The sequence below is a fragment of the Paenarthrobacter sp. Z7-10 genome, from assembly GCF_026932795.1.
GTDB lineage: Bacteria > Actinomycetota > Actinomycetes > Actinomycetales > Micrococcaceae > Arthrobacter_M.
Map to the genome: position 1 here is coordinate 1 of NZ_JADPVH010000046.1, position 22,653 is coordinate 22,653.

Consider the following 22,653-nt stretch of genomic DNA (forward strand, 5'->3'; position numbering starts at 1 on the left):
AAATAAATCGGTAAAGACAAAACTTGGCACACTATTGAGTTCTCAAACAACAGACGCACCCGACATCAGCGGCCAAAAACCAACCGTTTCGCTCCGGAGCAACTTTTCAAACTTACCCGTCCAAACCAACCAAGTCAAATCAACGTTTTCAGTGTCTTCAGAATTGATCTTCACGACGTTCCGGACCGCTTGCGCGGAAGTCCGAACTGCAAACCACCTGATCCAAACCGTGGTCCAGCGGGGTTCTCAACTCTAGCACTGTCCGGTCGGATTCCAAAGCCCGTTGTGCCGGTGAAGGCGTCCGCCGGCAGCTGGGGCCGCCGCCCGCCCGTTGCTCACGAGCGGGCCGCGGACATTCAGCCTCGGGGCACCAGATACAGCACTCCCAGCGGCGGCAACGTCAGTGAGGCCGAGGCCTTTTGACCTTCGAATTCCTCCTCCACCGCCACAATCGTTTCGTCATTTCCAACGCCGGACCCACCGAACTCGGCGGCATCCGTATTGAGCAATTCGACCCACTCTCCGGCCGTCGGCAGGCCCACCCGGTAATCGTGGTGCGGTTGCCCGGAGAAATTGGCCAGCGCCACGAGTGGATGGCCCTCACGGTCCCAGCGGATGAAGGAGAGCACGTTGTGGTCACCGTCGTTGGCATTGATCCATTCGAAGCCAGCAGGATCGTTGTCCTGCGCATACAGCGCCGGAACCGAGTTGTACTTCTCATTCAGCTTTCGGACCAGCAGTTGGACGCCCCGATGCGGCGGTGCATCCGTCAGCCACCAATCCAAGCCGTGCTGTTCACTCCACTCGGCTTCCTGGCCGAATTCCGTGCCCATGAAGATCAGCTGCTTGCCCGGATGCGCCCACTGATACGCCAGGAAAGCCCGCAGACTCGCCAGCTGCTGCCAGCGGTCCCCCGGCATCTTGCGCAGCATGGACCCCTTGCCGTGCACTACTTCGTCATGGCTGATCGGCAGCAGGAAGTTTTCCGTGAAGGCGTACACCAGCGAAAAAGTCAGGGTTCCGTGGTGCCAGCCCCGGTTGATCGGATCCTGAGCCATATAAGCCAGCGAGTCGTGCATCCAGCCCATGTTCCACTTCAGTCCGAAGCCAAGTCCTCCGCCGCTGGTGGGCGCCGTAACTCCGGGGAACGCAGTAGACTCTTCGGCAATCGTGACGATGCCGGGATAGCGCTTGTAGGCGGTGGCGTTGACCTCCTGCAGGAAGGAGATGGCCTCCAGGTTTTCCCGGCCACCAAAGCGGTTCGGGCTCCACTGACCTTCCTGGCGGGAATAGTCGAGGTAGAGCATCGAGGCCACAGCATCCACCCGCAGGCCGTCGATGTGGAACTCCTCCAGCCAGTAAAGCGCGTTCGCGACAAGGAAGTTGCGCACCTCGCTGCGGCCGAAATCGAAAATCAGCGTGCCCCAGTCCGGATGCTCGCCCAGTTTCGGATCGGAATGCTCGTACAGCGGACCGCCGTCGAAGCTGGCCAGCGCCCAAGCATCCTTGGGGAAGTGCGCCGGCACCCAGTCCATCAGCACGCCGATGCCGGCCTGGTGCAGTGCGTCCACGAGGTGGCGGAATTCGTCCGGATGCCCGAACCTCGACGTCGGGGCAAAATACGAGGTGACCTGGTAGCCCCAGGAACCGCCGAACGGGTGCTCGGCAACGGGCATCAGTTCCACATGGCTGAAGCCCATCCACTGCACGTATTCGACCAACTCCTTGGCCAGTTCGCGGTAATCCAGGCCCAGCCGCCATGAACCCAGATGGACTTCATAGACGCTCATCGGCGAGTTGTGCGGGTCGCGTTCCGCCCGCGCGGCCATCCATTCGCCGTCGTCGAACCGATAACTGGACTGCACCACCCGCGAAGCCGTCAGCGGCGGCACCTCGGTGCCGAACGCCATCGGGTCCGCCTTTTCCGCCCAGCCGCCGTTGCGGCCCAGAATCTCGTACTTGTAGCGGGCCCCAGCCTCGGCGCCCGGGATGAAAATCTCCCAGATGCCTGTCGAACCCAGACTGCGCATGGCATGATGTCGGGCATCCCAGTTGTTGAATTCCCCCATCACGCGAACGGCCTGCGCATTGGGCGCCCAAACGGCGAAGCTAACGCCCGTTACGTCACCGAGAGCGGAATGGTAGTGCTGCACATGCGCGCCCAGGACTGTCCACAGCGTCTCGTGCCGCCCCTCGCCGATGAGGTGCAGATCCACCTCACCGAGAGTGGGAAGGTAGCGGTATGGGTCATCCACGGTGAGCGTGGAGCCGTCCGGATAGCCGACCTCGAGCCGATAGTCCGGAGCGTGTCCGGGGTCCTCGGGCTCCAGCACCGCGGTCCAGATGCCGCCGGATTCATGGGTCATCGGCACCCGCGCGGTGGCGGTGACGACGACGACGGACTCGGCGAGGTGCCGCACAGCGCGAATGGTGATGTGGCCATCCGCGTCTAGGTGCGCCCCCAACACGGAGTGCGGGGCGTAGTAGGAGCCGTCGGCAATGCGCGCCAGCACCTCGTGATCCACCGGAATAGGTGTCAGTGAACCGGCCGCCGCCGGGGCTCGTTTCGCCGCCGGGGCTCGTTTCGTGGCCGGCGTCGCCGCTGGCATTTCTTCGGCTGTTGCCGTCGGCGCTTCCTTCGCCGCGGGCGTTTCCTTTGCCGCCGGTGTTGCCCTGGCTGCAGGCGTCTTCCCGGCTGCTGCCGTGTTCCGGTCCGGAGTCTTGCTGGCCATTATTTTCCCGCTTTCCCTCGAGTCCAACGCACGGCGCACGGCACGAACCGGGACGTTGACCCAGCCGGGCCTGTTCCGCCGCTCGTAAACCACTTCGTACAACGCCTTGTCCAGCCACAGCGCAACGAACAGAGCCGATGCCTGATCGATCGTTCCGCCCTGGATCCGCTGGTATCCGCGGACGAAGGCCTCAGACGCCTCCCGGGCCCAGCGGGCGGTTCGGCCATCGTCCTGCCCGGACGCCTCGTTCGAATCGCCGGCAGCGGCGCTGGCGGCCGCATAGTCAAAGGAGCGCAGCATGCCGACGACGTCGCGCAGGGGCAGGTCCGGCTGGTTCCGTTCCGCCACCGGCCGCAGCGGCTCACCTTCGAAGTCCAGCATCAGCCAGCGCCCACCGCCGGAAGGGCCGGAAGCGTCGGAGTGCAGCAGCTGACCCAGATGCAGGTCACCATGGATTCTTTGCAGCGGCGGCAGGTCCCGGATGGTTTGCAGCCGGTCCAGCACGTCCGCAATCTGATCCTCGTACGGACCCACAGCGGCGGCCGCCTCCGGCCAGGCCCAGCGGATGCGGGCGGCGATGGCATCCAGGAAGGCAGCGCGTCCCTCCTCGTCAGGGGTGTGTCCGCCCATCGTAGAGTGCAAGCTTTGGTGCACCTCTGCGGTGGCCTCACCAAGGGCTGCCGCCTGGGCGGTGAAGTCCAAGCCCTCCCGGGCCGAGTTCCTGGCCAGCGTCCAAACATCCTGTCCGCCGGCAATGAACTCATGCATGACGCACAGATTGCCTTCGACCTGCGAACCTGCCGCCTGCCAGCTGGCTGTCGCCCAGCCGTGCAGCGCCGGGACGGCCGGGCAACTGGCTGCCGACAGGGCAGCACCGACCTCGACATCGGGGTTGATGCCAGCGGCGAGGACGCGGAAAAACTTGATGATGACGGGCAACGCCACATCGGATACCACCACCGAGGTATTGGACTGTTCGCCGCTGAGCACTCGTGAGCTCACGACGGCGGACGGCGCCGGCGCGGCGAGAAAGGCGGTGCTGCAGCTCCCGGTGGCGAGGGCATCGGTGGCGAGGGCATCCGTGGCAAGGGCGTCGGTGGCAAGGGCATCCCCCACGAACGTATCCGTCGCGACGGTGCCAAACGGGATGCTCTGCCCGCGCAGAAAGTCCAGCCACACCGAGATGAAGACCGGATCGTGCGTGGCCTCGTAGATCCAGCGGTGACCGAGCTCCGCGTGGTCGGCTTCGCCGACCAGAGCCTTTTCCGCCCCGGCCATTGGGGAACTGCGGTAGCTCAGCGGGATCTGCAGGACCTCTGTCCGGTCCGTACTGTCCACGCCGATGAAGTTTACTTCCAGTTCGACGGCCCCGGTGGGATCCTCCAGCCGAAACGAACCGGCGCGGTGCAGGGAAACACCCGCGCTGGCCTTTGCTGGGAACCAGCGCTGGGCGGGCAGCCAAGCGGACAGCAACTCAAGCAGCGGCGGTGTCAGGGCCTCGGTCATGGATTTGTCCCGTCCATCGGGATCACGGGCATCGCCTGGGTCAGCGGTGACGACGGGTTCGAGGCCGAGGAACGAATCCTAAGCCAGAAGAAGTCGTAGCTCCCCAGGGTCAGCGTCAGGGTTCCATCGTCCTGCACCGCCGGAAACGCAGTACCCCCGAACACATCACGGAGACCCCGGCCCGCCAGCGACGGCAGCCGGAGCTGGGTTGCCGTCGGGTGCTGGGACAGGTTGAAAACACAGAGCACCGCTTCGCTCTGTTCACCCTCCGGATTGCCTTCCGGCAACTCGCGGACAAACGCCAGCACCGACTCGGAGCTGGCCTCCACATTGTGATAGACGCCCAGGCCAAAGGCCGGATGAGCCTTGCGGACGGCAAGAATCTGGCGGTTCCAGTGCAGCAGGGAACTGGCGTGGGAGGCCTGCGCCTCCACATTGACATGGTTGTAGTGGTAGACCAGCGACTGGATTACCGGCAGGTAGAGCTTGCCGGGGTCCGCGCTGGAGAAACCGGCGTTCCGGTCCGGGTTCCACTGCATTGGACTGCGCACCGCATCGCGGTCCGTGAGCCAGATATTGTCCCCCATGCCGATCTCGTCCCCGTAATACAGGAAGGGGCTGCCTGGCAGGGACAGCAGCAGGGCATTGATCATTTCAATTTCGGCCCGGGAGTTGTCCAGCAGTGGCGCCAGCCGTCGTCGGATGCCGATATTGGCCCGCATCCGCGAGTCCGGGGCATACCAGCCAAGCATCGCCTCCCGCTCCTCAGCCGTGACCATCTCCAGCGTCAGCTCGTCATGGTTGCGGAGGAAGGTTCCCCACTGGGCGCCCACCGGAATGTTTGGGGTGTCCCTCATCGTCTCGATGATCGGCGCCGCCTTCTGGTCGCGGAGGGCGTAGTAGAGCCGCGGCATGATCGGGAAGTGGAAGGCCATATGGCACTCCGGCGCCTCCGTGGTGCCAAAGTACTCCACCACCTCTTCGGGTGGCTGGTTAGCCTCGGCAATGATCACCCGGCCGGGATAGTTTTCATCCACCATGGCCCGCAGGTCGCGCAGGAAGCCGTGGGTGGGCTCAAGGTTTTCGCAGTTGGTGCCCTCCTCGGCGAAAAGGTAGGGGATGGCGTCAGCCCGGAAGCCGTCGATGCCTTGGTCAAGCCAGAACTTGACCACATCGAAAATGGCCTCAATCACCTTCGGGTTCTCAAAGTTCAGGTCCGGCTGGTGGCTGAAGAAGCGGTGCCAGAAGAACTGCCGGCGCACCGGATCGAAGGTCCAGTTGGATTCCTCGGTATCGACGAAGATGATGCGGGCATCCTGGTACTTCTCGTCGGTGTCGCTCCACATGTAGAAGTCGCCGAACGGCCCGTCAGGATCTTCCCGGGAAGCCAGGAACCATGGATGCTGGTCCGAGGTGTGGTTCAGCGGCAGGTCAATGATCACCCGCACGCCGCGGGCGTGGGCCTCGGCGACGAGCCGTTTGAAGTCGCTGATGGTGCCGAACTCATCGAGCACCGTGTAGTAGTCCCGAATGTCGTACCCGCCGTCGCGCAGCGGGGAATCGAAGAACGGCGGCAGCCACAGGCAGTCGATGCCCAGCCACTGCAGATAGTCCAGCCGGTCAATCAGACCGGAGAAGTCACCGGATCCATCCCCGTTGGCGTCGGCAAAACCGCGCACCAGCACCTCATAAAAAACCGCCTTGCGGTACCAGTGCGGGTCGTGCTGGAGCCCCGGGGCGTTGAGGTTGAATTGCGTCGACGAATTGTGCGGAGCAAAGGCCACTATGATCTCCTCACAGCTAGGATATGGGCGGGTTCTACATGGGCGTCCAGGCGGAAATAGTTTTCGCTGCCCCAATTCCAGTGGTGCCCAGTGATGAGCTCCTCCACGGTGAAGGTGCCGTCGGGATTCAGCCCGTCCAGCGAGAGGGCGCTCAGGTCCAGTGAAACGGTGCCCTCGCGGGTGCTGTGCGGGTCCAGATTGACGATGACGATGACGGTGTCCTTGCTGGCACCGGCACCGCCGGCCGCCGGTTGCCGCCCACGGGCGGCCACCGTTTTGTGTTTGCTGAACGCTATGGTGGCCGGGTCCGAAGTGGGGTGGATGGTCAGATTCGTCAGGTCCAGCAGCGCGGGATGTTCGCGGCGGATCCGGTTCAGCAAGGCAATGAACGGGGCCAGCGAGTGCCCCGATTCTTGGGCGGCGGCAAAATCGCGCTGCTTATATTCGAATTTCTCGTTGTCGATGTATTCTTCCGCGCCCGGCCGGGCAACGTGCTCAAAGAGCTCATAACCGGCATAGACGCCCCACAGCGGGCTCGCCATCGCCGCCAGCACCGCGCGGATCTTAAAGGCCGCCGGACCGCCGTACTGCAGGAATTCGGTCAGGATGTCCGGGGTGTTGACAAAGAAGTTGGGCCGGAAGACCGCGGCACTTTCGTGGCTGACTTCGGTGAAGTACTCCTCGATCTCGGTCTTGGTGTTCCGCCAGGTGAAGTAGCTGTACGACTGCTGGAAGCCGGCGCGGCCCAGCGCATGCATCATCGCGGGCCGGGTGAAGGCCTCGGCGAGGAACACCACCTCGGGGTTTTTCCGGGCCACCGTAGCCAGCAGCCATTCCCAAAACCAGACCGGTTTGGTGTGCGGGTTGTCCACCCGGAAGATTTTCACGCCGTGGCTGATCCAGAGCTGGACAATCCGCAGAATCTCCCGCGAGAGGCCGTCGGGATCATTGTCGAAATTCAGCGGATAGATGTCCTGGTACTTCTTCGGCGGGTTCTCCGCGAAGGCAATGGTGCCGTCCACCCGGGTGGTGAACCACTCGGGGTGTTGGGATGCCCACGGATGGTCCGGTGCGCACTGCAGGGCCAGGTCCAGCGCCACCTCCAGTCCACGTTCGGCCGCCTGCGCCACGAACGCGTCAAAGTCCTCGAAGCCACCCAGGTCCGGATGAATCGCGTCATGGCCGCCTTCTGACGAGCCGATCGCCCACGGCGATCCGGGATCGTGGTCCCGTGTAACCAAGGTGTTGTTCGGGCCCTTGCGGTTCAACGTCCCGATGGGGTGGATGGGTGGCAGGTAAATGACGTCGAAGCCCATCTCGGCCACCCGGTCCAGCGACGCGGCGGCGGTGCGGAAGGTGCCGCTGGTCCACTCCCCGCTGGCCGGGTCCTGACGCGCCCCTTCGGAGCGGGGAAAAAATTCGTACCAGGCACCGCGCCCGGCAGCGTCTCGTTCCACCTGGACCGGATAGGCGGCGCTTCGGGTCACCAGGTCCCGGATGGGCAGGCGTTCGACGGCGGCGCGCACGGCCGCGTTCGTGCCGGCTCCAAGCCGGGCCGGCACCTCCAGCGTCGAATCGGCGAGCTGACCCGCTGCCGCCCGGAAGGTTTTCGCATCCGCCGTGGGCCGTCCGTCGTCGTCCGCCGCTTTCGTCAGCAGCGCGACGCCCTCGGCCAGCATCACCTCGACATCCACGTCAGCGTCTATCTTGACCTCCGCATTATGGCGCCACGTCGCGTACAGATCAGCCCAGCCCTCGATCGCGAAGGACCAGCGGCCAACGTCAGGCGGCGTCAAGACCCCACCCCATCGATCCGTGCCCGGGGCCAGCGGCGCGAGAGCCGTGCGCTGGCGCTCCTTGCCCTTGGCGTCAAGGAGTACGGCGCTGACTCCCAGCACATCGTGGCCCTCCCGGAACACCGTTGCCGCGACTTCCAGATCAGCGCCCGGCAGTCCTTTGGCAGGGAACAATCCGCCCTCCACAACCGGTGAAATGTCCGTCATTGGGATCCGGCCAAAGCGCAGGCCGTCCCGAACGGAGCGTGCGGATGCGGCGCTTCGGGACCTGGCAGCCTTGACCGGCACCCGGTCCTGCGGTCCATTTGCCGGTAGGGCATTGAAAGTAGTCACATGGTAGACGTTAGCGAGTCTGCGCCCAGATTGCTAAGCTGCCTTTCGTCTTGACGCGATTGTCTGCACGCAGTACGGTTTCGCAGAATTTCCTGACGGGAATTGGAGCTTCTGTTTAGCAGCCAATTTAAATGAATCGGCGCAGGCGACCTGACAAATCCGCAGTTGGGTGCGCTAATGTGGCGCAAGTGAAGGCTATCCGCAGATTTACCGTCCGAACCGTACTGCCCACATCGATCGCTCCGCTGGGGCGGCTTGCCACCAATCTTCGGTGGTCGTGGCATCTGCCCACCCGTGAGTTGTTTGCGGGTCTGAGCCCCAGACTCTGGGAGGAAAGCGACCACGACCCGGTGACTTTCCTGGGGTCGATGAGCCGGGAGCAGTTCCACCGGATGGCCGATGATCCAGCGGTGGTGGAGCGGGTCCGCGCCGCGTCCGAGGATCTCACACGCTATCTGGAGCAGCCGCGGTGGTACCAGGGCCTGGGTGAGAGCGCGCCGAAGTGCATTGCCTACTTCTCACCGGAGTTCGGCATTACCGAGGTGCTGCCGCAGTACTCCGGCGGCCTGGGCATTCTGGCTGGGGACCATCTCAAGGCTGCCTCGGACCTCGGCGTTCCGCTGATCGGTGTCGGTTTGCTGTATCAGGCCGGCTACTTTAAGCAATCCCTTTCCCGCGATGCATGGCAGCAGGAAACCTATCCGGTGCTGGATCCGGATGGCCTGCCGCTGACCCTGCTCCGCGAGGAGGACGGCCGTCCGGTCCTGCTGACTCTGCCGCTGCCGGAGGGGCGCCAAATCCGAGCGCACATTTGGCGTGCCGACGTCGGCCGGGTTCCGCTGCTGCTGATGGATTCCAATGTGGCAGGCAACGATGACGCTGCCCGCGTCATCACTGACCGCCTCTATGGCGGCGGCGGCGAGCACCGGCTGCAGCAGGAACTGCTGCTGGGCATGGGCGGGGTCAAAGCGCTGCGGATATTTGCCAGGCTCACCGGCGCTACGGCTCCGGAGGTCTTCCACATGAATGAGGGCCATGCAGGGTTCCAGGGGATCGAGCGTATCCGTGAACTTATGGATCCGGCGGGCAACGAGGCCCCGCTGGGCTGGGAGGAAGCGTTGACCGCGGGCCGCGCCTCGACGGTTTTCACGACGCACACTCCCGTTCCGGCAGGCATCGACCGCTTCTCCCGCTCGCAGATTCGGCAGTTCTTCGGCGCGGGGCTGGCACCCGGGGTTCCGCTGGAGAAAATCCTGGGACTTGGTGAGGAAACCTACGACGACGGCGACCCCGAGGTCTTCAACATGGCGGTGATGGGGCTGCGGCTGGCCCAGCGTGCCAATGGAGTGGCGAAACTCCACGGCGTGGTGTCCCGCGGTATGTTCGCCGGACTTTGGCCAGGATTCGACCACAGCGAAGTGCCGATTACGTCGGTAACTAATGGGGTGCACGTTCCGAGCTGGGTTGACCCCCAGCTCAGCACCTTGGCCGCCAAGCGCTTCGGCTCCGATGTGCTCAACGCGCCGGACTGGTCCAAGGTGTATGAGGTTCCCGATGAGGAGATCTGGGCCCTGCGCCGCAGTCTGCGCAGCGCCCTCGTCGAGGACGTCCGCCGGCGCCTGCGCTCGTCGTGGAAGAAGCGCGGCGCAGCCGATGCCGAGCTGTCCTGGACGGATACCGTGCTGGACCCGGACGTGTTGACCATTGGTTTCGCCCGCCGGGTGCCCACCTACAAGCGACTGACCCTGATGCTGCGCGATCCGGCCCGGCTCAAGCGGCTGCTGCTCAATGCTGAACACCCGATCCAGCTGGTCATTGCCGGGAAGTCGCACCCGGCCGACGATGCCGGAAAGAAAATGATCCAGGACTTGGTCCGGTTCACCGATGATCCGCAGGTCCGGCATCGGATCGTTTTCCTGCCCAACTACGACATCGCGATGGCCCGGACCCTGTTCCCGGGCTGTGACGTTTGGCTGAATAACCCGCTGCGCCCGCTCGAGGCCTGCGGCACCTCGGGAATGAAGGCGGCCATCAACGGCTCGCTGAACCTCTCGGTGCTCGATGGCTGGTGGGACGAGATGTACGACGGCGAAAACGGCTGGGCAATCCCGACGGCCAACAATGGGGCCTCGCCGGAGGACCGTGACGATATTGAGGCAGCTGCCCTCTATGAGCTGCTGGAACGCCAGGTTGCTCCGCGCTTCTACGGCGCCACCGTCACCACCGGTGCCGGAGGAGCTGGAGCGGCTGGAGCGTCGCAACCATCTCCTGACGGACTGCCGATGCACTGGATCTCCATGATCAAGCACACGCTGGCCAAACTGGGTCCGGCGGTCTCGGCCGAGCGAATGCTCAAAGACTATGTGGAGCGGCTCTACCAGCCCGCGGCCATCTCCGGCAGGGCAGCCCGGGACCGCGACTACGCGCAGGCAAAGCAACTGGCGGACTGGACCACCACGGTGCGGGCAGCATGGCCGAAAATTGCGGTGGAACACGTCGATTCGGTGGGTGTTTCCGATGATCCGCAGATCGGGGACACTCTGCAGGTCAAGGCCTACGTGGCGCTGGACAGCTTGGCACCGCAGGACGTCAGCGTCGAGGTGGCATATGGCCAGGCTCTGGATTCCGATGAACTCACTAACACCACCATCTCGGTCCTGGACCAGGAGAAGGAACTGGGCCAGGGACGGTACCTGTTCAGCGGCGAGGTTGTGATCGACCGGTCCGGCAGCTTCGGTTACACGGTTCGGGTGCTGCCCACCCACTCCGGCCTGGCGTCCAAGGCGGAACTGGGCCTGATCGTTAACGCCTGATCCCCTCCCCTCATCCGCGAAACCCCAGCGAACCTGCTGGGGTTTCGCGCGTTCGCTCGGGTTTCGCGACGGCTCAGGGCAGGCAGGCGGCTTGGGGGCAGAGACGCGCACCCAGCGGTCGTGGGTCAGTCGCGGGGCGGTTGGGAACGATAGACGCTGATCGAGTTGGCCTCCACCAGGTCCTTGTCCCCGGCCAGAAGCTCAATGCCGCGGCGGTGCCGGTAGTCCTGCGCCGTGCTGAACCGCAGCTCATAGCGGCGGGTAGTGCCGCCGTCGTCCGCCGCCCCCGGCAGCACTACCTTGAGGTCCTGCACAGCGGCGTTGATCACCACCAGTCCGTCCAGCACCCCGGTCGGCGAACCCATCTGCATCTGCAGCACCCGGGTCGCGGGGTCCGCCCATTGTTCGGGCGTCATCGCGTTGCCGTCGGCCGCAAACCAGTGCAGATACGAGCTCCCGCCGATGGCGAGAAAGCTCTCTGGCTGGCCAGCCAGGAAGTCCCTCCGCACCTTGATCAATCGCCGAGTGGCCGTCAACATGTCCCGCGCCGCGGAATCCATGGACCAATCCAGCCACGCCAGCTCGTTGTCCTGGCAATAGGTGTTGTTGTTGCCTTGCTGGCTGCGCCCCAGTTCGTCTCCGGCCGTGATCATCGGCACGCCCTGGGAGAGCATCAGAGTGGCCATCATGTTTCGGCTGCTCTGCGCCCGTGCGGCCCGGATGCCGGGGTCATCAGTGCGGCCCTCGACGCCATGGTTCCAGCTGTGGTTGTGATCGCCGCCGTCGCGGTTGTCCTCACCATTGGCTTCGTTGTGCTTATGCGAATACGAGACCAGGTCCGCGAGCGTAAACCCATCATGGGCCGTGATTAAGTTGATGGAGGCGAAGTGGCCGCGGCCCGAGGCAGCGAACAGGGCGGAGGAGCCGGCCAACGCGTCCGCCAACGGGGCCAGTGGACCGCCATGCCCGCCCGCAGCCATGGCCGCCTGGTCCGTGAGCCAGATATCGCGCACCGAATCCCGGAAACGATCGTTCCAGTCAGACCAACCAGCAGGAAAGCAGCCGGTCTGCCAGCCATCCGGGCCAAGGTCCCATGGCTCGGCGATCAGTTTGACGCCCTGCAGCCCCGGATCAGCGGACGCGGCGGCCAGGAAAGCGTGATCCTGGCGGAAGTGATTGTTCCCATCGCGGGCCAAGCTGACTGCCAGATCGAAGCGGAATCCATCCACATGGAATTCTTTGACCCAATAGCGCAATGATTCCAGGACCAAATCCACAACGCGCGGCTCGGAGAAGTCCATGGTGTTGCCGCAGCCGGTGTTGTCCAGGTACCGCCCGTGCTCATGGCGGTAGTACTGCTCGTCCGCCAGCCCGCGCCAACTCAAATCGGGCAGCGCGGCCGGACCTTCCGCGGTGTGGTTGTAGACGACGTCCAGCAGCACTTCGATCCCGGCGCTGTGCAGTGCTTTGACCATGGCCTTGAGTTCGTTCCGTACCGCCTCGGGTCCCGCCGTGCGGGCGGCGGCACTGGCATAGTGGACATGCGGAGCGAAAAAACCGAGGGTGTTGTAGCCCCAATAGTTCGTCAGCCCCAATGGGGCCAGATGTGGCTCGTCGATGTGGTACTGAATGGGCAGCAGTTCGACGACGGTGATCCCCAGCGCGGTCAGGTGCTCGATCATAGCCGGGTGGGCCATGCCCGCATAGCTTCCGCGGATGGCCTCGGGAATCATGGGGGAACGCATGGTTTGGCCCTTGACGTGGGCCTCATACAGAACGGTGTTGCGCCAGGGAGTGCGCGGCGGGGCGTCCGTGCCCCAGTCGAAGTCGGCGCCGGTGGAGCCGCCCGCTCTGGTGGAACCGACACCGTCTGAACCGACACCTTCTGAGCCGACACCGTCTGAGCCGTCTGCCACCCGGACGGAGGTGTACAACGGGCCATCTGGGCCGGGCCTGCAGTCGATGTATTTCCCATAGGGGTCCAGCAGAAGCTGCGCAGAGTCCGGGTCCGGGCCCACTGAATCCGAATCCAACTGATCCGCACCAAAGGGCAGCCGTGCAGAGTCCGGGTCCGGCGTGGACTCGCTCTCACCGACGGGCGCCGCGCCGGCGGGAGCAAGGGCATACCGGCTCCCGCGTGGTATCCCGGGCACCAAGCCGTAATGAACACCCTCGGACCGGTGCGGAAGCAGGACCCGTCGCCAGGACCGTTCGGGTGCCTGAACCCAGAGCACAATACGGTGGTGGTCAGGCGCGAAGACCGCCACGTTGGCCGTATCCCCGGACGCCGAGGGCAACGGTGCACTTACTCCAAGCGGGAAGGGTCTGGCCACACTTCCCGACGTGATGAGGCCGGCGCTCTGAGTCACGACGGCTCCGTCCCTACGGCTGACTGCGGGCGGAACGCTGTTTGGAAACCTCGTACAGGGTGATACCCACGGCCATCGACGCGTTGAGGGATTCCATCGCCGAATCGATCGGAATCGAGACGATCTGGTCGCAGTTCTCCCGCACCAAACGCGAGAGACCCTTGCCTTCCGAACCCACGACGATGCAGATCGGATCGGCCGCCAGTGGCAGCCCCGGCAGTGAAACGTCACCGTCGCCGTCGAGCCCTAAGACAAAGATTCCCATGTCTTTGAACGCGGCCAGAGCGCGGTTCAGGTTCGGCGCCTTGGCCACGGGGACACGGACGGCGGCACCGGCGCTGGTCTTCCAGGCGGCGGCTGTCACACCCACACTGCGCCGCTCCGGAACGACGACGGCGTGCCCACTGAAGGCGGAAACGCTGCGGATGATGGCGCCAAGGTTACGCGGATCCGTGATGCCGTCCAGGGCGACGAAGAGGGGCGCATTGTTGATGTAGCCCTTCTTCCACTTGGCAACGGTCTCCTGGGCCAGGTCCACCGCGTCCTCATACTCATACGGCGGAATCTGCAGCACCAGACCCTGATGCACGGCGTCTTCGGTCAGGCGGTCCAGTTCCGGCTTGTGGACCTCCATCAGCGGGATGCCTCGGTCCGCTGCCAGCTTCAGGGAATCCCGGACACGGTCATCCATGTCGATCCGGACCGCCACATACAAGGTCTTGGCAGGGATGCCTGCGCGCAGCGCCTCCACCACCGAGTTGCGCCCGGTGACCATCTCCTCCGTGGCGCGGCCCTTAGGCCCGCTCCGGCCCCGGCCATTACGCGGCGGCGCTCCGGCGGAGCCATGCTTGGCGGCTGAACGCTCGGCAAGCTGTTTGCCCTTGTGCGCCTTGTGATAGGGGCGCTCAACGGCCTTCGGCGTGGGACCCTTGCCCTCCAGCGCTTTGCGGCCGTGGCCGCCGGTACCAACCGTGGGGCCCTTCTTCAGCTTGCGCAAGGCCCCTGCGCGTGAACTATTGGCCATGGTAAAACCCTAACGGTCGGTGAGGGACCAGTTGCGGGCCCCGAAAGTTTTGCTGGCGCGGACTCAATTACTGCCCGCACCGTTACCAGTTTACTAAATCGCCCCAAATCCGCCGCAGACACCAGTCCGGCTGTGGATTCCGGGGACGGGCGGGGCCCGCCACGCAGGTCAGGAGGCGGCCGTGTCCCTGCGCAGCTCCCAGCTGGGCCCATCGGACGTGTCCGCTATCTCGATTCCGGCCGCGGCAAGGGAATCCCGGATGGCATCGGAGGTGGCCCAGTCCTTGGCCGCCCGGGCCTGGTTCCGCGCCGACAGCTGCGCCTGGATTAAGGTGTCCAGCGCCGCTCGCTCGGCAGTGCCGCCGTCGTCGTCCTTCCACTGCCCGCTCAACGGGTTGATCCCCAACGCCTCCGTCATGCCGAGCAACGCGGCAAGGGCGACCTTGGCGCCGTCGTCGTCCCGTGCGGCCAGTGCGGTGTTGCCCGCCCGGACCGTCTCATGAAGGACGCCCAGGGCCGCCGGAACATTGAGGTCATCATCCATCGCCGCGCCGAAGGCCTCGGGAACGGAGGACACCATGCCCCAGTCGCCGCCGGGAAACAGCCTGGCCACCGTTTTCGTCAAAAAGGTCTCAATGCGTTCGACGGCGGACGCGGCTTCGGTAAGCGACTCGGGCCGATAGTCCAGCACCGAGCGGTAGTTGGCCTGGCCCAGGTAATAGCGGACCACCAACGGCCGAGCCTGGGCAAGTAACTCCGCGGGGCCGACGGTATTGCCAATGGACTTGCTCATTTTCTCGCCGCCGTAAGTCACCAGTCCGTTGTGCAGCCAGAAGTTGGCGAAACTTCGTCCCGCGGCCTGCGACTGGGCCATTTCGTTTTCGTGGTGTGGAAAGCGCAGGTCCAGACCGCCGCCGTGGATGTCGAAGGCAGGGCCGAGGTACTTTCCGGCCATCGCGGAGCATTCCAGATGCCAGCCGGGACGGCCGCGACCCCATGGACTGGACCAGGCCGCCGTCGCCGGTTCCCCCCGCTTGTGGCCCTTCCAGAGCGCAAAGTCGCGCGGATCCTTCTTCCGGACGCTGAACTCCGGCTCCACATCCGGGGCCGCCTGCATATCGTCGATGTTCTGCCGCGTCAACGAGCCATATTTGCTCCACGAGCGCACGTCGAAGTACACGTCGCCGGAACCGTCCGCGGCCGGGTAGGCATGACCGCTGTCGATCAGTTCCTGGATCAGCTGGTGCATCTCCGGTATGTGCCCGGTGGCGCGGGGCTCGTAGGTGGGCTTCTCCACCCCCAGTGCGTCGTAGGCATCCTCGAAGGCCTGCTCAAACCGGTAGGCCAGCGCCCACCATTCCTCGCCGGACTCCGCGCTCTTGGCCAGGATCTTGTCATCGATATCCGTGACGTTGCGGACCACCGTGACCTTAAGGCCTCGGTAGCGCAGCCAGCGGGTGAGCTGGTCGAAGGCGATGGCCGAACGGACGTGCCCAATATGCGGCTCGCCCTGGACGGTGGCGCCGCAGTAGTAAAGCGAGGCCTCGCCCTGGACGAGCGGGGAAAAGTCGCGGACTTCGGCGGCAGCGGAATCGTAAAAGCGCAGGGTCACGCCTCAAGGCTATCGGATCAGGACCTCCGGAAAAGTTTTAGCGCCTTCCCTCTGGCCTCAGCGAACTACGAGCGCAGTGGCGATGGCAGCCACGCCCTCGCCTCGGCCGGTGAAACCCAAGGCATCGGTGGTGGTGGCGCTAACGCTGACAGGAGCGCCAGCTGCTTCGGAGAGCACATGTTGGGCTTCATCGCGGCGGGGACCGAATTTCGGTCTATTACCCACCAGCTGCACGGCAATATTTCCGATTTCAAAGCCCGCTGCCCGGACGATCCGGGCAGCCTCGGTCAGCAGCACCACACCATGGGCCCCCTCGAATTCGGGCCGATCAGTGCCAAAATGCTCCCCCAGATCCCCGAGACCGGCCGCCGAAAACAGCGCGTCTGCGGCGGCGTGGGCCACCGGATCACCGTCGGAGTGCCCGGCAAGACCGCGCTCCCCGGGCCAGGCCAAGCCCGCCAACCAGAGCAGCCGCGGTGCGTCCAAGGGAGCGTAGGCGTGCACGTCCACTCCGATTCCCGTCCGCGGCCAGCCGGCTCCTGCGCCCGCCTGCACCCCTTTCCACTCCGGCCCGGCCACCGGGTCCGGCGGCTGGCTCGGTCCGGCCACCGGGTCCGGCAGCTGGCTCGGCGGGATCTGTGCGCTCATCCCTCCACCCAGCGCGGGGCGAGCGGGCCTTCCAGCAGGGCTTCGGCCAGCAGCAGGTCCGTTGGGGTGGTGATTTTCAGGCTGCGGGCTGAGCCCTTGACGACGTAGACGGCCACGCCCATGGCTTCCACCAGCATTGCGTCGTCGGTCACCTCGGCGGCCTGGGATTGGGTCAGCAGCGCAGCCTGTTCATGTGCCCGGCGCAGGGTGGCCAGGTCAAAGCCCTGCGGGGTCTGCACGGCCCGCAATTGATCCCGGGCCGGCGTGCAGCGGACCCTCTCCGGGGCAATCGATGCCGTCCCGGGATCGGAATTCTCTACTGTCTTGATGGTGTCGACGACGGCGAGGGCGGGGATCACGGCCAGCGCCCCTTCCGCCAGCGATGCGGCGATCCGGTGGAATACCTCCGGCGGCGTCAGCGCCCGGGCGGCATCGTGAATGACTACCGCACTCACCTCCGGCGCCAGGGCCGCCAGCGCGGACCGAACGGACTCCGCCCGGCTGCTGCCGCCGTCGACGACCGTGATTTCCGGACCGCCGGCCGCCGATGTTTCAGCAGCCAACACACCACAAAGCCTCTGCAGCTCGGCATCACCGTCCGGGAGCGCCACGCAGATATGGCTGGCAATGTCAGCCGCCAGGACGCCACGCAGTGCATGCGTGAGCATGAGTTCTCCGCCGAGCGGAACGCGCGCCTTGGGGACTCCGCGACCCAGCCGTTCGCCCGATCCGGCGGCGACCACGATGACGGCGATCTTTCTTCCAGCCTCTGTCTCCATCCGCCCAGCGTATCGCCAGTAGGCCGGACAGTGCGGCAGCCAAGGGGCCCACTGCGGGTCGCGGCCGCGCACAGTGGACGTGAAAAAGGCCTCGGCAGGACGTTACCTGCCGGGGCCTTCCCCTACATCACTTCGGGCTCGGGCCGACTTCAACGACCGCCCCGGCTTCCCTTAGGAAGCAAGAACCTCGTCGAGTACGGTCGCTGCCTTCTCTTCGTCGGTCTTTTCCGCCAGAGCCAATTCCGAGATCAGAATCTGACGCGCCTTGGCCAGCATCCGCTTTTCCCCGGCCGAAAGGCCGCGGTCGTGGTCGCGGCGCCACAGGTCACGAACAACCTCGGCCACCTTGATGACATCGCCGGAGGCGAGCTTTTCAAGGTTTGCCTTGTAGCGGCGGGACCAGTTGGTGGGCTCCTCCGTGAACTCCGCCCTGAGAACCTCAAAGACGTGCTCCAAGCCTTCTTTTCCTACGACATCGCGGACCCCAACCAGGTCCACGTTTTCTGCTGGCACCTCGATGGTCAGGTCACCCTGAGCCACCTTCAGCTTGAGGTACATCTTCTCCTCACCCTTGACGGTGCGCATTTTGATCTCTTCGATCTTTGCCGCACCGTGGTGGGGGTAAACAACTGTCTCGCCGACCTCAAAAACCATGTGAATTCTCCCTTTCCCGACTTCCAGTTTACCACGATTCAAGGCCTCCTCCGTTGCGTTGCCGCAGGTCAGGCCCCGCTCCCCGGCTCGAACGAAGCACTGGATCCGGGCAAAAAAGTCTTGACGAAATGGCAAAAGAGTGCAGTCACTTTCAGAGTTGCGATGCACCGTTGTCCGAGGCCGACCCTGCGGCGCGGCCGACCGACCAAATTCCCGATAGGATACGAATGGATCTTGTTGCCGTTTCTTTGAGGAGTTTCAGACGTGAGAATTGCTGCGAGCAATCGGGTGTCCAACCGTGCACAGCGCATAAGCCTGATCGCGGCGCTGGGGCTGGGCATACTTTCAGTCACGGGCTGCAGCTACGTTAATCCCCAGACCACCAAAGTCCCGTACTCCGCTTCCGATGGCGTCCGCACGGATCTCGGCGGTCTTGAATTGCGCAATTTGATCATTGTGTCCAGCGGCGTCGACAAGCCAGGCCGGGTCCTGGGCGCGGTTTTCAACACATCCAACCAGGACGCCACCCTCCGCATCACAGGCTCCGGCGGGTCGCAGACAGAGGTCATGGTGAAGGCGAACGAGCGCTATTACCTGACCAAGGACGCCAATGCCGCGATCCTGAACAGCGTCAATGCTATTCCCGGCGCAATGGAGACGGTTAAACTGAGCGAAAGTGGCGGCACCGGCTCGAAGACCAACGAAGTCAAGGTCCCCGTATTGGACGGAACCCTGCAGGAGTATCGGCAGTACGTCCCATCGCCGTCGGCCGTAGCCACGTCTTCTGCTTCGGCCAGCAAATAGCCGGCTAAGCCTGAAGCTGCGGCTCGAATTTGTAGCCCAAACCGCGGACAGTCATTAGATACCGCGGATTGGCCGGATCAGGCTCAATCTTGCTGCGCAGCCGCTTGACGTGCACATCCAGCGTTTTGGTGTCCCCCACGTAGTCGGAGCCCCAGACCCGCTCGATCAGCTGCCCGCGGGTGAGTACCCGACCCGAATTACGCAGCAGCATTTCGAGCAGCTCAAATTCCTTAAGCGGCAGCGATATCTGCGCGCCATTCACGCTTGCCACATGACGCTCAACGTCCATCCGGACGGGACCGGCCTGGATGGTCGCCGCCACCAACACCTCGGGTTCGCCCTGTCGGCGCAGCACCGCGCGCACACGCGCCACCAGCTCGCGGGATGAATACGGCTTGGTGACGTAGTCGTCGGCTCCCAGTTCCAACCCGACCACCTTGTCAATCTCGGAATCCTTCGCGGTGAGCATAATCACCGGGACGCTGGAGCGCTGGCGCAACTGGCGGCACACCTCAGTACCGGACAGGCCCGGCAACTGGAGGTCCAGCAGCACCAGATCCGCGCCGGAACGGTCAAAGGCAACAAGCGCATCGGGACCGTTGTCCGCCACCTCGACTTCGAAGCCCTCCTTAGCCAGCAGGTAGGACAGCGGATCGCTGAAGGATTCTTCATCCTCGACAATCAGGATTCTGCTCAATCGGTGGCTCCTCGTTCGGGGGCGCCGGAGTCCGGTGCCGCAGATGTTCCGTGCTGGTTTGTGGAAGGCCTTGACCTTGGGGATGTACGGTGCAGCCCTTCGGCAGGGGTGGCCAAAGGGCTGGCCGCCCGGCCCTTCCGAGGTGCTGCCGGGGGGGCCGACGCGGCCGGAGGTTCCCGCCGCAGAACCGGGCTGACGTCGTCGTCGGCGGCCCCTTCCATCTCCGGCAGCCGAACTGTGAACGTCGATCCCTGCCCCGGTCGGGACCACACCGTGACCTCGCCGCCATGGTTGGCCACCACGTGCCGAACGATACTCAGCCCCAAGCCGGTGCCGCCGGTATGCCGTGATCGGGCAGCGTCGACGCGGTAGAACCGCTCGAATACCCGTTCCTGGTCCTCCTCCGTCATGCCATCGCCCTGATCCGAGATGGAGACGCTGATCAGCCCACCGGCCGCGCGCAGCCCGATGCCCACCTGGGTGTCCGCTGGAGAATAACGCACCGCATTGTCGATCAGGTTGCGGAAGGCTGTGACCAGCAGGTCCGGGTCGCCGTAGACGCGTCGGCTCACGGTCCCGTTGACCAGAAGGCTGATGTTTTTGTTTTCCGCAGGCAACCGCGAGCGATCCACCGCGTCGGCCAAAACGATGTTCAGGTCAACCGGCTGTCCCTGTTGGACGATGTCCGCCCCCTGCAATCTGGACAGTTCAATAATGTCCTGCACCAGGGCCGCAAGCCGCGCCGATTCCTTGTGCATCCGCTGCGCAAAGCGGCGGACCGCCTCCTCATCGTCGGCCGAGACCTCCAAGGCCTCGGCCAGCAGTGATATGGCGCCCACGGGGGTCTTCAGCTCGTGCGAAACGTTGGCGACGAAGTCATTGCGGATGGCCTCGGTGCGGGTGATCTCGGTGCGGTCATCGGCCAGCAGCAGAATGTACTCCTCGCCCAACGGCGCCACCCGGACCTGCACCACCAGGGTTCCCCGCCCGAGCGGCCCGCGCGCCAGCTCCAAATCGCGTTCCTCGATAACACCGTCCCTGCGGACCTTGGCGGTCATCGCCAGCAGTTCCTGGTGGACGACGGTGTGGCCCCGGACCAGGCCGAAAGCATACGCGGCGGGACTGGCGCGGACGACGCCGTCGATCGCGTCCACCACCACGAAGGCCCGGCCGACGACGGAGAGCACCTCCGCGGAACCCTCCGGCAGGGTAGGTTCGACGACGTCGACGACCTCCTTGCGCTGGCGCTCACTGAGATTGAACGCGAGCATACCGAAAACGCCCAGCACAAGGCCGATCAGTCCGGACATGACTCCGATGAGCAGGGGGTCCACACTCTCAGCTTATTCGTCCTGTACTCCCGGAAGGGCCGTTCGGGCGGGCACCTCGGACAGTTCAGCCAACGTTCACCCAAAGGAGCCTCAGCGTTCACCGACTGGTGCCATGCTGATCGTGGAGCTGCGGGCTGCAGAGCTGCGGCGTCGGACTGCCGCTGTGGGATGCGGTGCCGTAACTTCAGCGCCGCCACCTCAGCGCGTTACCTCAGCGCCGTCACGTGCCGAACAGGTAACCCCAGCCAAACCCAGCGAACCCAAGCGAAAGGACGTCCCAGTGCGCAAGGTTTTCCAAGCGGAGCTTCACCAGGTAGGCGCGGAACTCATTGACATTTCCACACTCGTGGTGGAGGCGATCGATAAATCCACCCGGGCCTTCCAAAATGCGGACGTGGAACTTGCGCAGGACGTCATTGCCGCCGATGCCCGGATCGACTTCCTCCAGAACGGCTTGGACGAGCGGGCCATCGACATTCTGGCGCGGCAGGGGCCCGTGGCCAGCGACCTGCGAATGATCGTCGGTGCCTTGCGGATGAGCGCTTCGCTGGAACGGATGGGCGATCTGGCCCGACACGTGGCACAGCTGGCGCGGCTCCGCTATCCGGCCACGGTGATTCCCGAAACGCTGACCGATACCTTCAATGAGCTGGCCACCCTGGACATCGGGATAGCCCAAAAGGTCACGGACCTGCTGGAAACCCGGGAGCTCACTCTCGTCACGGACATTCAGTTCGCCAACGCACGGATCAACGAACTCCACCGCAGCGTTTTCGCCGCCATCGCAGCCCCCTCGTGGCAGCAGAGTCCGGCCACCACCGTGGACGTGACGCTGGCCAGCCGCTACTTCGAGCGCTTCGGTGACCACGGAGTTTCGGTGGCGCGCAAGGTGTCCTATTTGGTGACTGGGCAGTGGCATCCGGAGGGCTTCGACAACGACTGAGCGGTCGGCGTCCGTCTCAGGCCTGGAACGCGCACCAACCGCTCACTCGATGAAAATTCGAGTCTACTTTTTGCCTTGGTTTGCCACGGCCTTGATCGACGCGGCGGCCGCATCCGGATCCAGGTAGATTCCGCCCCGGTGTACCGGCCTGAGGTCCTCATCCAGCTCGTACAGCAGCGGGATGCCGGTGGGAATGTTCAGCGCGGCTATGTCCGCATCCGAGATGCCGTCCAGATGCTTCACCAGCGCCCGCAGTGAATTACCGTGTGCTGTGACCAGCACGGTTTTACCGGCTTTCAGGTCGGCACTGATTTCCGCTTCCCAGTACGGCAACAGCCGTTCAAGCACATCTTTGAGGCACTCGGTCCGCGGAATAGCGTCGCCAAGATCGGCATAGCGCGGGTCCCCCACCTGGGAGAACTTGCTGTCATCAGGCAGCGGCGGCGGCGGAGTATCGTAGCTTCGGCGCCAGGTCATGAACTGCTCCTCGCCGAACTCTGCCAGCGTCTGGGCCTTGTCCTTGCCCTGCAGCGCGCCGTAATGACGCTCATTGAGCCGCCAGCTTCTTTTGACGTCGATCCAGCCACGGTCCGCCTCCGCCAACGCCAGATTGGCGGTATTGACGGCCCGTTTCTGTCGGGAGGTGTAGAGAATGTCCGGCAGCAGGTCATGTTCCACCAGCAGCTCCCCGCCCCGCACCGCTTCGGTGCGGCCCTGCTCATTCAGATCCACGTCCACCCAGCCGGTGAACAGGTTTTTCGCGTTCCATTCACTGTGGCCATGGCGCAAGAGAATCAATTTGTAGGTCATCTTTTCATCCTAGCGAAAT

Annotated in this window: 15 protein-coding genes; 3 read left to right on the top strand and 12 right to left on the bottom strand. The window is 64.4% G+C overall.

Annotated features, from left to right (window positions below):
- Positions 1–356: 356 nt before the first annotated feature.
- From glgB to IV498_RS13545, 3 genes are read right to left on the bottom strand one after another with little or no spacing between them, the layout of a single operon-like run.
- Entirely contained in the window at positions 357–4,238 is a 3,882-nt protein-coding gene (gene glgB / locus IV498_RS13535; RefSeq protein ID WP_269047409.1) for a 1,4-alpha-glucan branching protein GlgB, read from the bottom strand.
- Positions 4,235–6,022: a maltose alpha-D-glucosyltransferase gene (gene treS / locus IV498_RS13540; protein ID WP_269047411.1), complete on the bottom strand. Its 1,788-nt coding sequence runs from the start codon at positions 6,020–6,022 to the stop codon at positions 4,235–4,237. Before treS ends, glgB begins: the two co-directional genes overlap by 4 nt.
- A complete protein-coding gene (locus IV498_RS13545) occupies positions 6,022–8,025 on the bottom strand; it encodes an alpha-1,4-glucan--maltose-1-phosphate maltosyltransferase (protein ID WP_269047444.1) in 2,004 nt (667 codons plus the stop codon). Before IV498_RS13545 ends, treS begins: the two co-directional genes overlap by 1 nt.
- Positions 8,026–8,339: 314 nt before the next feature.
- Here IV498_RS13545 and glgP point away from each other — a divergent pair, with 314 nt between their 5' ends.
- Positions 8,340–10,964 carry an alpha-glucan family phosphorylase gene (gene glgP, locus IV498_RS13550; RefSeq protein ID WP_269047413.1) on the top strand — a complete coding sequence of 875 codons (2,625 nt, stop codon included), beginning with the start codon at positions 8,340–8,342 and terminating at the stop codon, positions 10,962–10,964.
- A gap of 125 nt (positions 10,965–11,089) precedes the next feature.
- Here the strand turns inward: glgP and glgX are convergent, their stop codons facing one another.
- From glgX to IV498_RS13580, 6 genes are all read right to left on the bottom strand, one after another.
- The gene (gene glgX / locus IV498_RS13555) at positions 11,090–13,333 is read right to left on the bottom strand and encodes a glycogen debranching protein GlgX (protein ID WP_269047415.1); all 2,244 of its coding nucleotides are present in this window, start codon (positions 13,331–13,333) and stop codon (positions 11,090–11,092) included.
- Between the two features lie 13 nt (positions 13,334–13,346).
- On the bottom strand, positions 13,347–14,357 hold the full coding sequence (gene rlmB / locus IV498_RS13560; protein ID WP_269047417.1) for a 23S rRNA (guanosine(2251)-2'-O)-methyltransferase RlmB: 1,011 nt from the start codon (positions 14,355–14,357) through the stop codon (positions 13,347–13,349).
- A 168-nt stretch (positions 14,358–14,525) separates the two neighbouring features.
- The gene (cysS, locus tag IV498_RS13565) at positions 14,526–15,968 is read right to left on the bottom strand and encodes a cysteine--tRNA ligase (protein WP_269047419.1); all 1,443 of its coding nucleotides are present in this window, start codon (positions 15,966–15,968) and stop codon (positions 14,526–14,528) included.
- Positions 15,969–16,025: 57 nt separating this feature from the next.
- Positions 16,026–16,616 (bottom strand): 2-C-methyl-D-erythritol 2,4-cyclodiphosphate synthase, encoded by a 591-nt coding sequence (gene ispF / locus IV498_RS13570; protein WP_269047421.1) that lies wholly within the window; start codon positions 16,614–16,616, stop codon positions 16,026–16,028.
- Complete coding sequence (gene ispD / locus IV498_RS13575; RefSeq protein WP_269047423.1) at positions 16,613–17,395, bottom strand: 2-C-methyl-D-erythritol 4-phosphate cytidylyltransferase; 783 nt, start codon at positions 17,393–17,395, stop codon at positions 16,613–16,615. Before ispD ends, ispF begins: the two co-directional genes overlap by 4 nt.
- A gap of 171 nt (positions 17,396–17,566) precedes the next feature.
- Entirely contained in the window at positions 17,567–18,049 is a 483-nt protein-coding gene (locus tag IV498_RS13580) for a CarD family transcriptional regulator (RefSeq protein WP_269047424.1), read from the bottom strand.
- A gap of 264 nt (positions 18,050–18,313) precedes the next feature.
- Between IV498_RS13580 and IV498_RS13585 the strand changes: the two genes are divergently transcribed.
- Positions 18,314–18,853 carry a hypothetical protein gene (locus IV498_RS13585; RefSeq protein WP_269047426.1) on the top strand — a complete coding sequence of 180 codons (540 nt, stop codon included), beginning with the start codon at positions 18,314–18,316 and terminating at the stop codon, positions 18,851–18,853.
- Between the two features lie 4 nt (positions 18,854–18,857).
- Here IV498_RS13585 and IV498_RS13590 read toward each other — a convergent pair whose 3' ends face one another.
- Positions 18,858–19,550 carry a response regulator gene (locus IV498_RS13590; RefSeq protein ID WP_269047428.1) on the bottom strand — a complete coding sequence of 231 codons (693 nt, stop codon included), beginning with the start codon at positions 19,548–19,550 and terminating at the stop codon, positions 18,858–18,860.
- Entirely contained in the window at positions 19,547–20,884 is a 1,338-nt protein-coding gene (locus IV498_RS13595) for a sensor histidine kinase (protein WP_269047429.1), read from the bottom strand. The genes IV498_RS13590 and IV498_RS13595 overlap by 4 nt, the downstream gene beginning before the upstream one ends.
- A 277-nt stretch (positions 20,885–21,161) precedes the next feature.
- On the opposite strand from IV498_RS13595, the gene phoU reads away from it, so the two are divergent.
- Entirely contained in the window at positions 21,162–21,824 is a 663-nt protein-coding gene (gene phoU, locus IV498_RS13600) for a phosphate signaling complex protein PhoU (RefSeq protein ID WP_269047431.1), read from the top strand.
- A 63-nt stretch (positions 21,825–21,887) separates the two neighbouring features.
- Here the strand turns inward: phoU and IV498_RS13605 are convergent, their stop codons facing one another.
- Entirely contained in the window at positions 21,888–22,634 is a 747-nt protein-coding gene (locus IV498_RS13605) for a phosphoglyceromutase (protein WP_269047433.1), read from the bottom strand.
- Between the last annotated feature and the right edge of the window lie 19 nt (positions 22,635–22,653).